General features: G+C 64.2%; 11 protein-coding genes and 1 pseudogene. 4 read left to right on the top strand and 8 right to left on the bottom strand.

The window, feature by feature from the left end; genetic code table 11:
• The 5 genes from AC52Q4_RS15690 to AC52Q4_RS15710 form a co-directional block, all read right to left on the bottom strand.
• Positions 1–932: GMC family oxidoreductase N-terminal domain-containing protein (locus AC52Q4_RS15690; protein ID WP_495537738.1), on the bottom strand; the 932-nt coding region annotated here is incomplete at its 3' end.
• A gap of 97 nt (positions 933–1,029) precedes the next feature.
• Entirely contained in the window at positions 1,030–1,974 is a 945-nt protein-coding gene (locus AC52Q4_RS15695; RefSeq protein WP_495537748.1) for an alpha-L-glutamate ligase-like protein, read from the bottom strand.
• Positions 1,974–3,512 carry a UUP1 family membrane protein gene (locus AC52Q4_RS15700; protein ID WP_495537739.1) on the bottom strand — a complete coding sequence of 513 codons (1,539 nt, stop codon included), beginning with the start codon at positions 3,510–3,512 and terminating at the stop codon, positions 1,974–1,976. Before AC52Q4_RS15700 ends, AC52Q4_RS15695 begins: the two co-directional genes overlap by 1 nt.
• A complete protein-coding gene (locus AC52Q4_RS15705; RefSeq protein ID WP_495537740.1) occupies positions 3,509–4,093 on the bottom strand; it encodes an ATP-dependent zinc protease family protein in 585 nt (194 codons plus the stop codon). Before AC52Q4_RS15705 ends, AC52Q4_RS15700 begins: the two co-directional genes overlap by 4 nt.
• Before the next feature lie 131 nt (positions 4,094–4,224).
• Positions 4,225–6,063 (bottom strand): ABC transporter ATP-binding protein, encoded by a 1,839-nt coding sequence (locus AC52Q4_RS15710; RefSeq protein ID WP_495537741.1) that lies wholly within the window; start codon positions 6,061–6,063, stop codon positions 4,225–4,227.
• A gap of 104 nt (positions 6,064–6,167) precedes the next feature.
• Between AC52Q4_RS15710 and AC52Q4_RS15715 the strand changes: the two genes are divergently transcribed.
• The 4 genes from AC52Q4_RS15715 to AC52Q4_RS15730 all read left to right on the top strand — a co-directional run bounded on the left by AC52Q4_RS15715 (position 6,168) and on the right by AC52Q4_RS15730 (position 11,997).
• Positions 6,168–6,488 carry a non-heme iron oxygenase ferredoxin subunit gene (locus AC52Q4_RS15715; RefSeq protein WP_495537742.1) on the top strand — a complete coding sequence of 107 codons (321 nt, stop codon included), beginning with the start codon at positions 6,168–6,170 and terminating at the stop codon, positions 6,486–6,488.
• Positions 6,489–7,152: 664 nt separating this feature from the next.
• A complete protein-coding gene (locus tag AC52Q4_RS15720) occupies positions 7,153–7,623 on the top strand; it encodes a GbsR/MarR family transcriptional regulator (protein ID WP_495537743.1) in 471 nt (156 codons plus the stop codon).
• 46 nt (positions 7,624–7,669) lie between these two features.
• Positions 7,670–8,815, top strand: coding sequence for an efflux RND transporter periplasmic adaptor subunit (locus AC52Q4_RS15725; protein WP_495537744.1), 1,146 nt, complete (start codon positions 7,670–7,672; stop codon positions 8,813–8,815).
• Complete coding sequence (locus tag AC52Q4_RS15730) at positions 8,815–11,997, top strand: efflux RND transporter permease subunit (RefSeq protein ID WP_495537745.1); 3,183 nt, start codon at positions 8,815–8,817, stop codon at positions 11,995–11,997. Before AC52Q4_RS15725 ends, AC52Q4_RS15730 begins: the two co-directional genes overlap by 1 nt.
• Positions 11,998–12,168: 171 nt before the next feature.
• Here AC52Q4_RS15730 and AC52Q4_RS15735 read toward each other — a convergent pair whose 3' ends face one another.
• The 3 genes and pseudogenes from AC52Q4_RS15735 to AC52Q4_RS15745 all read right to left on the bottom strand — a co-directional run.
• Entirely contained in the window at positions 12,169–12,543 is a 375-nt protein-coding gene (locus AC52Q4_RS15735) for a transposase (protein WP_495537746.1), read from the bottom strand.
• Between the two features lie 6 nt (positions 12,544–12,549).
• On the bottom strand, positions 12,550–12,687 hold the full coding sequence (locus AC52Q4_RS15740) for a hypothetical protein (RefSeq protein WP_495537747.1): 138 nt from the start codon (positions 12,685–12,687) through the stop codon (positions 12,550–12,552).
• Positions 12,688–12,720: 33 nt separating this feature from the next.
• Positions 12,721–12,829, bottom strand: a pseudogene (locus AC52Q4_RS15745) (IS5/IS1182 family transposase); the annotation flags it as partial.

Genomic DNA, 12,829 nt, shown 5'->3' on the forward strand with positions numbered 1-12,829 from the left:
GTGATGGGCAGGCGGCTGGCGTACTGCACGTAGACTTCCAGATGATCCTGTAGATTCTGCCCGACGCCGGGCAGGTCATGCCGTACCTCGATGCCTTGCGCTCGCAATGCTTCCGCCGGCCCCAGACCCGAGAGCATGAGAAGCTGCGGCGAGTTGATGGCACCGGCGCAGAGCAGCACCTCGCGCGTGGCGAGCACCGTACGAACGTCGCCCTTGTATGCGATCTCCACGCCGCTCGCGCGGTTACCGGCAAATACCAGTCGCAGCACGTAGGTCGACACTTCGATCGTAAGATTGCGTCGGTGCATGATGGGGCGTAGATAAGCGTTCGCGGTAGACGCGCGCACGCCGTCGCGCACCGTCATGAACATCGGGCCGAACCCCTCCTGCTGGTAGCCGTTCATGTCCGGCGTGCGGGGATAGCCCGCGGCCGCGGCCGCTTCGATGAAGGCGCCGTAAAGCGGGTTTTTCATCGCACCGGTGGTAACCCGCAGCGGACCGCCGCTGCCGTGATAGTCTCCGGCTCCCTGATCGAAGTCCTCGGCCTTTTTGAAGTAGGGCAGAACGTGGCGGTAGCGCCACTCCGGTAGGCGGAATTCCTCGGCCCAGCCTTCGAAGTCGAGTGCATTGCCGCGCACGTAAGCCATGCCGTTGATGGACGAGGAGCCGCCCAGCACCCGGCCGCGCGGGCAATACATGGCGCGATCATCCATGAACGGATCCGGCTCGGTATGGTAGTACCAGTTATATCGGTCGTTGGCGAGCGGACGGGCGAGTGCCGCCGGCATGTGCAGCAGCGGATCCCAATCCATGGGGCCGGCCTCGAGCAGGAGCACGCAGACGTCGGGATCCTCGCTCAGCCGATTGGCCAAGACGGCTCCGGCGGAGCCGGCGCCAATGATCACGTAATCGTACGCGGTCTTTTCTACCATAGTCCGGAGTCTGTGCGTTCGTGGTGTCGCGCCGCTCGGCAGCGCCCGGGCCCGCAGTGGCGCTAATCGAGGCACATGCCGCGGCTATGCGGATTTTTCAGGCGCGGGCGGTCGCGATCTCGCGCCCGAGAGTCGCACGCGCGCACGCCTCGTGCGGAATTTTTTCCAGCGCATCGACCGCGTTCAGCCGGGATTCGAGTCCGCAGCGGTTTGCCAGCTGAACGCTGAGCCCGGGGCGGGCATTGAGTTCCAACACCAGCGGACCATAATCCTGATCGAGCACCAGGTCGACCCCCAGGTAACCGAGCTCACAGAGTGTCTGACAGTGCGCGGCGAGCTCCAGCAGCCGATCCCAGTCCGGAACCTGCAGCCCGATCACCGGGTTCAAGGTGTCCGGGTGAACGCTGACCGGACGGTTGCGCCAAATCGCCGCCGTGGTCCGTCCGTTAGCGATATCGACGCCCACGCCGACGCCGCCAAGGTGCAGATTTGCCTTGCCGTCCGAGGCGTGCGTGGGCAAGCGCATCATTGCCATGACCGGGACGCCGCGGTAAACGACGGTGCGGATATCGGGTACGCCTCTATGACTGACCCCGTCGAAGCGGGCGTCGAAGCGTACCCGCTGCTCCACCATCACGCGGTCGGGCAGCCCGCCAAGGCTGTGCATTCCGGAGAGAATGTTCGAGACATGATAGCTTAGCTCGTCACGGCTGAGCGGCATGCCACTGGAGCGCCGCCAATGCTCGCCCAACCGAGCGACCACCACCAGGATGCCGTTGCCGCCGCTGCCCTTGGTCGGCTTGATCACGAAGTCCTCGCGGCCCTCCAGCATGGTTTCGAGGGCATCGAGTTGCCGCACGCTGGTGATTACGCCGAGCAGCTTGGGCACGGCGATCCCCGCGGCCTCGGCGAGGCGTTTGGTGAGCAGCTTGTCATCCACCAGTGGATAACGCCGCCGCGGATTGTACTGAAGAATATAGTGCGCGTTGCGCTGATTCATACCGACAATACCAAGCTCGCGCAGGCGGCGGAAAGGATTCATCATGGTTTTTCCCAATCCCGCAGCGCCGTGCGGAAGCGCCACAGCTCGGTGAGGCGATAGCCGGTGTAGCGCCCGAGCAGCAACGCCATGGCCAGTACCACCAGCAGCAGTTCCGGGAATACGAAGGCCAAGTGGGCGAGCAGCGGCTGGTTCATCGCAAGGTAGGCCAGCACGGCCACCGCGAGGCTGCCGATCCCCTGTTGGAAGGCGTCGCGCGCTCCAGCCTCCTCCCAAACGACCGACATCCGCTCCACGGTCATCGCCAGGATCACCATCGGGAAGAGCGCGACCGAAAGGGCGCGATCGAAACCGAGCTTGTGGCTGAGCACGCTGATCATCGCCATGATCAGAACCACGACCACCAGCACCGCCGCCAGCCGCGGGACCAGCAGCAGGCGCAGGCGCTCCAGATAGAAACGCACCAGCAAGCCGAGTGCCACCACCGCGCAGAACAGCACGATTCCCAGGGCTAACTGCGTCTCGCGAAAGGCCATGGCGATCAGCACCGGCATGAACGTGCCGAACGTCTGCACCCCGACGATGTTGCGCATCAGCACAACGATCAGCGCGCCGACGGGCACCAGCAATAGGATGCGATAGACGCTCTGGGTCTGCACCGGGAGGCTGAACAGCGAGAGCGAGACGAGCAGCGAGCCCAGATCCGCCGCGCGTTGGGTGGCCACGGTGAGCACGTCCCGCTGCGTCCGGGTGGCCGCGAAGCCCCAGCCGATCACCTCGGCGCCATCCGCATTCACCGTCGGACGCTTGCCCGTCTCCCAGAGCAGCCGCGTGGGAGGGAGCCCGGTCGCGCCGGTCACCGGGTCAATAGTGATCCAGCGCCGCTCGTTGTGCACCTGCAGCCAAGGTGCCAGATTCTGGGCACGCATGCCTCTGGACAGCTCCAGGGTCCATGCCACACGCGCCGGGATACGCGCCCCGGCAAGAATTTCGATCAGGTTGCGGACGTGGCCCTCGGGGGTGGTGACGCCGTCCCGCAGCAGTCGCACGCGATCGTCACCGCCCGGTTCGTTGTAGCGAATGACGAGCCGTCGCGCGAAGGATTCAATGTCCGCCGAGGCCGCGCGCACGCTGTCGAGCAGCCCGCGAACGGCGGCCCCCTGCAGCTCCCCGTAATCGGGCACTGCCGGATAGCCTGGGACCGGCGAGAGTTGCTGCGCGAGGTTGGAATTTCCTTTGCTCAGTTGCAGCCGGTAATAGAGGATTTGCTCGCCGCGTGCCCGGCGCGCGGTCCAGATGGCGCGGCGATTCTCCTCGTCGCCGTCGGCGATGGCGGTGAACGCGGTCGCGATAAACTCCTCCTGCAGCCGCGTGAAGCCGGTATTGCTGCCGGGCAGCGGCATGTCCACGCGCACCGGGCCGCCGTGGGCTTTGAGCCGCACCCGCATGTCCACCGTCCACACTTGCGCGGTGGCATCGGGCGTCAGGGGCAGCCCCAACATCTCGGCCTTGTAGGCGGCGATCCCGAGACCGGCCAGGATCAGCGACAGCGCCAGCAGGCGGACGTGCAAGTCCCTCACTGTAGATTACTGGCCGCGGGTCCCGCGTCCGTCTCCATCTCGTCGAGTGAGGCATACTCGCACTGGCGCTGGGCGAGGAAGTTCTCGCGTGGATCGACGAGCGTCACATCGCCGAGAAAGCGCCGCCCGAGGAGCACCGGGTAGTTGAAGTTGCTTCGGTCCGTGAGCGAAAACCTCGCCTCCTGCACGTGTCCGTTGATGCAAAACGCCATCTCCACGACGTAGCGCGGCTGGAGGTGGGCGTTTTTGCGCTTGATCAGCACCGTGGCCTTCACTGGTCGCTCGTAGACAAGCGTGGGCGGCTTACCGGCGTAATCTTCCTTGTGCGCGTCCAGCGGCACCTTGAAACGCACCCATTTGCGGCCGCCGCGCTGGAACTCCACGACGTCCACGGCATGCAGCGACGAGGTCTTCGCCCCGGTATCGAGGCGCGCCTTGACGCGCAGCTTCTGCGGTTCGATAACGACCCATTCGATCCAGCCGAGCAGCGAGCGTGCCTGCGGCGCGTCGGCTGCCTTCACTGGAGCGAGACAAACGAGCACAACGAGCATCAGGGTTCCGATCGACACTATACGAGTCATGACGGTTGTCGCCATTGAAAGTAAGGGTAAAAAACAATGCGGCGCAGTCTACCGCGAACTCCTCTTCCAAATCTTCCCGAAATTCTCTCGCCGACCCGCCGACAAGCGTTCCGCCGCCGTGGGCCGGGCGCTCAACGATAGCCCTGCGCCTGGAGCGAAAACAAATGGGCGTAGTGGCCGTCCAGCGCCATCAGCTGCTCATGGCCGCCGCGCTCGATGATACGCCCTTCCTGCATGACGATGATTTGATCGGCCATGCGCACCGTTGAGAAACGGTGTGAGATGAGGATGGCGATGCGATCGCCGGAGAGGCGGCGGAAGTGTTCGAAAATGGCCGCCTCGGCTTCGGCGTCCATGGCGGCGGTGGGTTCGTCGAGCACCAGGATGTCAGCGCGCGAGCGCATGAAAGCGCGCGACAGAGCGATCTTCTGCCATTGCCCGCCGGATAGCTCGCGACCCTCGTCGAACCATTTGCCGAGCTGGGCATTGAATCCGCCCGGCAGGGTCTCGATGAATGAACTCGCCATGCCCTTGTCGGCCGCCTCGCGCCAGCGCGCCTCATCGTCGAAATAGCGCACGTCCCCGGCGCCGACGTTCTCGCCGACGCGCAACTGATAGCGGGTAAAGTCTTGGAAGATGACGCCGATGCGCTCGCGCAGCGCGAGCTCGTCCCATTCGCGCAGATCGCGCCCGTCGAGCAGGATGCGGCCCCGTTGTGGCGCATACAATCGCGTTAGCAGCTTGATCAGGGTGGTCTTGCCCGAGCCGTTGCGGCCGACCAGGGCCTGGGATTGGCCGGGGCGGATATGCAGATTCACTGCGTGCAGCGCCGGGTTTTGCGCGCCGAGATAGGTAAAGCCGACTTCCTCGAAACGGATACCGTCGGCGGGGTCGGGACCATGCCGGGCGCGCCCGGGCGACCTCGGCACGGGCGTTTCGAGGTATTCGTAGAGCGTGGACAAATAGAGATTGTCCTCGTACATGCCGCCGACTGCCGCGAGAATCGCTGAGACGGCCGCCTGGCCTTGCCGGAAAAGCATCAGGTACATGGTCATCTGGCCCAGCGTGATGCGCCCGGCGACGGTGCTCGCGGCCACCCACGCATACGCGGCGTACAAGGTGGCCGTGCCGATCAAACCGAGGCCGAAACCCCAGCTGTCGCGGCGCACGGTGAGGTCGCGGTCGGCACGGTAGAGGGTGTCGAAAATGGTGCGGTAACGCTGCAGCAGCAGCGGACCCAGGCCGTAAAGTTTGACCTCCTTGGCGTGATCCTCACGTGCCAGCACAGTCTCCAGATACATTTGCATGCGCGTTTGCGGCGAGCGCCAGCGGAACAGCCGGAACGCATCGCCGGAGAACTTGGTCTCGGCGAGAAAGGCGGGCAATCCGGCCAGCAACAGCAGCAGCACCGCCCACGGCGAGAAGCGCATCAGCAGCGCAGCGTAGCTAATCAGCGAGACCGTGTTCTGCACCAGCCCGAAGGTGCGCGTGACCAGCGACAGCGGCCGGCTGGAGGCTTCGCGGCGCGCGCGGGTGAGCTTGTCGTAGAATTGCGAATTCTCGAAGTGCGCCAGTTCGAGCGTGAGTGCTTTTTCCAGAATCATCACGTTAACCCGCTGGCCGAGCTGGGCTCGCAGCAACGATTGGCTCAGCGAGAGCCCGCGTTGGGCACCGGCGAGCGCTGCGACCAGTACGCCCTCGAGCGCGACCCAGCCGAATACCCCCGTGAGCGGCGCGCCGCCGCCGGATGCCTCGGCGGCGCGGGCAGTGACCACCGCATCGACGATCTGCGCGCCGAGCAACGCGATGCCTGCCGGCAGCAGCCCTGCGGCGAGGGTGAGCAGGGCGAGCGCTACGCTCAGCGCGCGGTTGGTGCTCCAAACCAGCTCCAGGGCGTGTGCGCTGTAACGGTACACGCCGAGGAAGCTTCGCAAGCTCAGACGCTCGCGCATCACTACGCCGACGCTCATGTCACGGGTGCCCCGCTGGCGGCCTTGACGGGCGAGGGTGCAACCGCCTGGGGCACCAGGCGAGGCAATACTATAATCAGGCAGCAACGCAGCGGAGGTGGATCGTGAGCGATTGGGTTGCCGTAGCGCAAGAGGGCGAGATCCCGGTGGGCGAGTGCAAGGCGATATGGCTCGACAATGACCCCGTAGCGCTCTTCCACCTGGAAGATGGGTACTACGCGCTTTACGATTGCTGTACGCATGAAGAGTATGAACTCTCCGAAGGGTCCGTGGAAGGTGACGAGGTGGAGTGCTGCATGCACGGCGCGCGCTTTTCCATCAAGACCGGCGAAGCGCTCGCCGCGCCCGCCTATGAGCCGGTGCACGTCTTTCCCGTGCGGGTCGTGAACGGCACCGTCGAGTTGCGCAACGACCTCGATGATTGAACTTCGGTGCCGCCTCGCGTGCGCGCAGTGTCAAAACGGACCACTGAGACGCGCCCTCGCCCGCAGCCGAAATTCGCGGCGCGCCGGACTTTTCGGCTTTCCGGTCATTACGCTGCTGCGAATTTGACGTTCACATGGAAACGTCGGCAATGCCGAAAAAAGTGGTCGGACACAGTAGACGGACTCGGGTCTAAACCATCTCGATTCGGGTAGAGCCGTGATAGCAAGTGGATATCATTCACTCCGTATGATCCTTTGCTGACGGTGAAACATGAATGACGTCACTGATGCGCTGGAGCTACGCGCTCGTGTGGCGGCGGTTCTTGATCTTCCCGTTGAAGCCGTCAGCGAGGACGGCAACCCACCGAAATGGGGATCGATTCGATTGCCATAAGGCGACTGGCCACTGAATGGTCCCGCCAAGGCTATGGAATCACATTCGCCGAGATGGCTCGGCGGTGCCGGCCCGGCGAGCAGCGCCGGTGCGGCCTTGACGCCTTGAAGCGCTTGCCCCTCCCGGCGGTTGCGGCTGTTCGCATGCCTCGGCGCGGCGAATCTATCCGATGCCTTTCGGCGGACGCTGGCGGGATATATCCCGTCGAGCGAGGCCAAACGTCTAGTGTTCAATATTGACTGAATGTTCTGAATCCTTTAAATAACGCTCATGTCAGAGGATCCAGAACAAGCCGTCGAGGAGTTCGTCGAGCGTCTCGGGCTGGTGGCGCAGGCCGACGGTCTACCGCGTATCGCGGGGCGCATCATGGGGCTTTTGGTGATTTACGGAGGGCCGTTCAGCTTTGCCGAATTGGCGGAGCGGCTCAAGGTGAGCCGTGGAAGCATCAGCACGAACAGCCGTCTGCTGGAGAACCTCGGCGTGATTGAGCGCATTGCTCGCCCCGGTGAGCGGCAGGATTATTTTCAGATTCGCCCGGAACCCTATGTGGAGTTGTTGCGGGGTTCGCTGGGCCGACTCTACAAGGCCCGGGAAGTCGTTGCCGCGGCGCAGCGCAAGCTGCCCGAGAGCTGGCGTGACGCGCAGGGCCGGCTCGGCGATCTCGGCGCCTTCTACAGCGGATTGATAGAGCGCACCGAGGTTATGATCGGGGCCGGAAAGGAGTCGGGGAAAACGCCATGAACCGCTGGCATCGCCGATGCCATCGCTGCGAGACGGAAGGTATCGAATGCAAAAGTCCCACCTCATCGCCGTAACGCTGGCGCTTGCCGTCACCGGATGGATGGCGGTGGGGTACTTTGTAAGCGACTCCAACGGCAAAGTCCCAAGCGGCGATTCCTCCACCGCTGGGGAGCGCCAGCGCATGCTGGTCGAGGTCCGTACCCAGCAGGCCAAGCGCGTGGCGCGCCATATCGTGGCGCAGGGTCAGGTCGAGCCGAACCGGACTGTGACCGTTCGCGCGGAAGCCGCCGGCCGGATTGCCGAGGTCATCGCGCAGGAAGGCCGGGCGATCGAGGCAAACGATACCATCGTGCGGATCGAGAAGAACGACCGCGCGGCTCGTCTCAAGGAGGCCGAGGCGCGGCTGCGTGAGCAGCGGCGGGCCTATGAGGGCGCCAAGCGGCTCGGGCAAAGGGGCTATCAGGCGCAGCGGCAGATCGATGAGATTTTCTCGGCGCTGCAGGCCGCTCGCGCCGAGTTGGCTGCAATCCGCCTCGAGATCCGCAATACTCGGATTCGCGCGCCTTTCCGCGGCATCCTGGAGACCCGTCGAGTCGAGGTCGGGGATTACGTCGACGTCAACGGCGAGATCGTCACGGTCGTGGACAACGACCCGCTGACGGTGACGGTGCAAATCGCGCAGCAGGACATCGACCGCATCGCCCGCGGGGACCGTGCCGAGGTGGCCTTCGCGACCGGGCAGCACGGGGAAGGAGTGGTGCGCTACATCGCGCCACGCGCCGAGGAAGCCACCCGCACGTTTCGCGTGGAAATCGAAGTGCCCAATGCGGATAGCCATATCCGATCCGGCATCAGTGCCGAGGCGCGGATACCGACGGGAGAGGTCGCGGCGCATTTCCTCTCACCGGCGGTGCTGACGCTCAACGACGCGGGGGTGGTCGGCATCAAGACGGTGAACGAGGCCGATGTCGTGGAGTTCCATCCCATCAGCATCGTCTTTGCCGAGGCGCGCGGGGTGTGGGTGAGTGGCCTGCCCGAGGCGGCGCGGATCATCACGGTCGGTCAGGGTTTTGTCCGCAACGGCGAGGCGGTGCGGGTGGCGCCCGCAAGCGCCGCCCTGCCCAAGCTCGAGCCGGGGCAAGATGCCGCTGAAGCCACGCGGCCGCCGCGGGACATGATCGCGGGGCGGTGATGAATGCCATCATCGACGCCGTTTTCAGCCGCGCACGCACGGTCGCGCTTGCCTTTGTCATGATCCTTCTGATGGGCATCGTGGCCTATCTCGGCATACCCAAGGAATCCGAGCCGGATGTCCCGATCCCGACCATCTATGTCTCCATGACCCATGAGGGTATATCGCCCGGAGACGCCGAGCGGCTGCTGGTCGGGCCCATGGAGAAAGAGCTGCAGTCCATTGAAGGCCTGCAGGAGATGCGCTCGCTGGCCGCCGAGGGCTATGCCGCGGTGACCCTGGAGTTCGATGCGGGCTTCGATGCCGATCGGGCCCTGCAGGACGTGCGCGAGCGAGTCGATATCGCCAAGGCGGAACTGCCGCCTGGCAGCGATGAGCCGCGCGTCAGCGAGGTCAACGTCGCGTTGTTTCCGGTGCTGACCGCGGTGCTCTCCGGCACGGCGCCCGAGCGGACTTTGGTTAATCTCGCCCGCGAGCTCGAGGACAAGATCGAGGCTCTGCCTGGTGTCCTGGACGTCGACGTCGGCGGCGACCGGGAGGAGGTGATGGAGATCATCGCCGACCCCTCGGTCATGGAAACCTATCGGATCTCCTATGAGGATCTGTTCAGTCTCGTCGAGCGCAACAATCGCCTGGTGGCTGCCGGGGCGCTCGACAGCGGCACGGGCCGGATGGTCCTCAAGGTGCCCGGCGTCATCGAGGAGATCGATGATGTGGTGAATCTGCCCGTCAAGGTGGCCGGCAGCACGGTGGTGACCTTCAAGGACGTGGCTTCGATACGGCGGACGTTCAAAGACCCGCAAGGCTATGCGCGAGTCGGCGGTCAGCCGGCCGTGGTCCTGGAGATCTCCAAGCGCAGCGGCGCGAACATCATCGAGACGATCGCGGCCGTGCGCACGCTCATCGAGCAAGAGCGCGCCGCTTGGCCGCAGGGCATCGTGGTCAGCTATCTCCAGGACAAATCCGAGCGCATCCGCACCATGCTCGGTGACCTTCAGAACAACGTTTTGAGTGCCATCGTGCTGGTGATGATCGTCATCGTCGCGGCGCTGGGCACGCGCCCGGCGATCCTGGTCGGGCTGGCGATACCGGGATCGTTCCTTGCCGGAATCCTCGTTCTCAACGGCATGGGCTTGACGCTGAATATCGTGGTCCTGTTTAGCCTGATTCTCGTTGTCGGCATGTTGGTGGATGGGGCCATCGTCACGACTGAGCTCGCCGACCGCCGGATGGCCGAGGGCGCGCCGCGCCGAGAGGCTTACGCCCGGGCCGCGAAGCGCATGGCCTGGCCGATCATTGCCTCCACCGCCACGACACTCGCCGTTTTCGTGCCGCTTCTGTTCTGGCCGGGCGTGGTCGGTGAGTTCATGAAGTACCTGCCGCTCACGGTGCTGGTGACGCTGCTCGCCTCACTTGCGATGGCGCTGGTGTTCATTCCCGTGCTCGGCAGTCTGATCGGCGCTCGTCCTGATGGCGGTTCCGGCGATCTCACGGCGGTGCGGGCGGCCGAGAGCGGCGATCTCGCCCGCATCGGTGGTCTTGCGGGCCTCTACCTTCGCGCGCTTGGGTTCCTGCTCCGCCATCCGATCAAAACCTTCGGCGTTGCGTTGCTCTGTCTGGCGGGCGCCTATGCCGCCTACATCGCGTTTGGTCGCGGCGTCGAATTCTTTCCGGATGTGGAGCCGGATTTCGTGCAGGTGCGCGTTCAGGCGCGCGGCGATCTTGCGATTCGCGAGCGCGATGCGCTGGTACGCCAGGTGGAGCAGCGCTTGCTCGGGGTGCCAGAGCTTAAGGCCGTCTATGCCCGGACCTTCGGCGACGGTCTGCGCCAGACACGAAGCGATCTTCCCGAGGATATCATCGGCATCATACAGCTCGAGCTGGTCAGCTGGCGCAACCGTCCTCCGGCGGCGGAAATCATTCCCGAGCTGCGTGCGCGGACGGCGGATATCCCGGGGCTGCTGATCCAGTTCCGCGAGCAGGAATCGGGGCCCGCCGCGGGCAAGCCCGTGCAGATCGAGATCAGCGCGCATAATCCTGGCAAGCTTCGCGCCGCGGTCACACAAGTGCGCGGCGTTCTCGAGAGCATTGGCGGATTTGTCGACGTGGAGGACACACGCCCGCTGCCGGGGATCGAGTGGCGGTTGAACGTAAACCGTGAAAAGGCGGCGCGCTACGGTGCCGATATCGCAGTGCTGGGCAACGCCGTCAAGATGATCACCTCGGGCATCAAGCTCGCCGAGTACCGCCCGGATGACGCCGACGAGGAGCTGGACATCCGGGTACGCTTTCCGTTCGACGAGCGCAATATGGAACAGCTCAGTCAGCTGCGCGTTCCCACCGCGCAGGGGCAGATTCCCATCAGCAATTTCGTTACTTTCGAACCCGCGCAGAAAACCGGGACACTCAAGCGCACGGACGGGCGGCGGGTGATGAGAATAAAAGCCGATGTTGCCGAGGGTCTGCTGGTGGACGAGCAGGTAAGCAAGATCAAGGCGGCGCTGCCGCAGGCCGGCCTCGATCCCGGCGTTACCGTGACGTTCAAAGGCCAGGATGAAGATCAGCGCGAGACGATGCAGTTCCTGATAAATGCCTTCGTGACCGCGATCTTTCTGATGGTCGCGATTCTGGTCACGCAGTTCAACAGCTTCTATCAGGCTGCCCTGGTGCTGAGCGCCATCGTGTTCTCGACGGCGGGCGTGCTGCTCGGCCTGCTCGCTACCGGTCGGCCGTTCGGCATTGTCATGAGCGGCATCGGGGTCATCGCGCTCGCGGGCATCGTCGTCAACAACAACATCATCCTGATCGACACGTTCAATGACCTCAAACAACGCGGCCTCGCCGCGCGCGAGGCCATCCTGCGCACGGCCGCGCAGCGCATGCGCCCGGTGCTGCTGACCTCGATCACTACCGTGCTGGGATTGCTGCCGATGGTATTCGCGGTCAACATCGATCTAATCGGCCAGGACATTGCGTTCGGCGCGCCCTCGACTCAGTGGTGGACACAGCTCGCGAGCACGATTGCCGGCGGTCTCACCTTCGCAACGGTGCTGACGCTCGTGCTCACTCCCAGCCTGCTCATGGCGGGGGAGAACGTCGCCGCCTGGCGGCGAGGGCGGCAGGAAGCGCGGAGGCGGCGGGACACGGAAGCGGCCGAGACGCGGCGGACGACTCCGGACTGACGGGTTGTCCCTGTGCGCCCGGAAGCGAAGGTAGTGATGAGATGGACGCCTCCCCTGCTTAAGACGGCGTCGCGATGCGCCAGACTTGCGGTGTAACGGCAAGTCACGCGAGGAGGAGGCATCCACGATGGAAGTAAAACCCATCGGCATCGATTTGGCCAAGCACATCTTTCAGCTTTGTGGAGTCAACCAAGCCTGTAATCGGTCTTTAACGGCCGAGTGGCCGTCTGGGAAGGCACCGACCACCCGCGCCCTGCGACGGATCTCTCGTATGATCCTCTCCAGCGGATTATTGGCGCGGATGCGCTGCCAGTGTGAGTCCGGAAAGCGATAATAGCTCAGCGTCTCCGCAATGCCTTCGCGGATCAGCGCCACCGCCTTAGGCAGTCTCATCGCCTCGAGTTTGGCGATGACAGCCTCGGCCTTATCCCATGCCGCTGCCTGATCCTCGGCGGCATGGATGGCCTTGAGCATCATCGAGACCTCGCGCACGCGTCGGGCACCAACGAGACGACTCCTTGAACCTAAGCAATGCATCGCTGCCATTGGGCCTCAGGGGAGTACTCGACGGTCGAGTCCACCAGACCGATACACGCATAGGAGATGAAAAGGCGCCTCGCGGCCGCGGTAGCGCTCCATGATCGCTGTCTCGCAGGTCTGCTGGCGCAGCTTGGGCATCTTCAAATTCACCTTGCTCAAGGGCTTCTTAGGTCGTGTTCACATTTAAGCGAGCCAGAGCACAATGCACGCACACCTGACCATGGCAGCAAAATGTGCGGCGAGTTTTTCATAGCGGGTCGCTATCCGGCGGAATTGCTTGAGCCGGTTAAAG

The sequence above is a fragment of the Nitrococcus sp. genome (assembly GCF_059432795.1).

Excerpts from the sequence above, each read along its gene's own strand:
- AC52Q4_RS15735 (WP_495537746.1), bottom strand. The coding sequence starts at position 12,543 with ATGGCAGCGATGCATTGCTTAGGTTCAAGGAGTCGTCTCGTTGGTGCC.
- AC52Q4_RS15720 (WP_495537743.1), top strand. The coding sequence starts at position 7,153 with ATGTCAGAGGATCCAGAACAAGCCGTCGAGGAGTTCGTCGAGCGTCTC.
- AC52Q4_RS15725 (WP_495537744.1), top strand. The coding sequence starts at position 7,670 with ATGCAAAAGTCCCACCTCATCGCCGTAACGCTGGCGCTTGCCGTCACC.
- AC52Q4_RS15730 (WP_495537745.1), top strand. The coding sequence starts at position 8,815 with ATGAATGCCATCATCGACGCCGTTTTCAGCCGCGCACGCACGGTCGCG.
- AC52Q4_RS15710 (WP_495537741.1), bottom strand. The coding sequence starts at position 6,063 with ATGAGCGTCGGCGTAGTGATGCGCGAGCGTCTGAGCTTGCGAAGCTTC.
- AC52Q4_RS15695 (WP_495537748.1), bottom strand. The coding sequence starts at position 1,974 with ATGAATCCTTTCCGCCGCCTGCGCGAGCTTGGTATTGTCGGTATGAAT.
- AC52Q4_RS15705 (WP_495537740.1), bottom strand. The coding sequence starts at position 4,093 with ATGACTCGTATAGTGTCGATCGGAACCCTGATGCTCGTTGTGCTCGTT.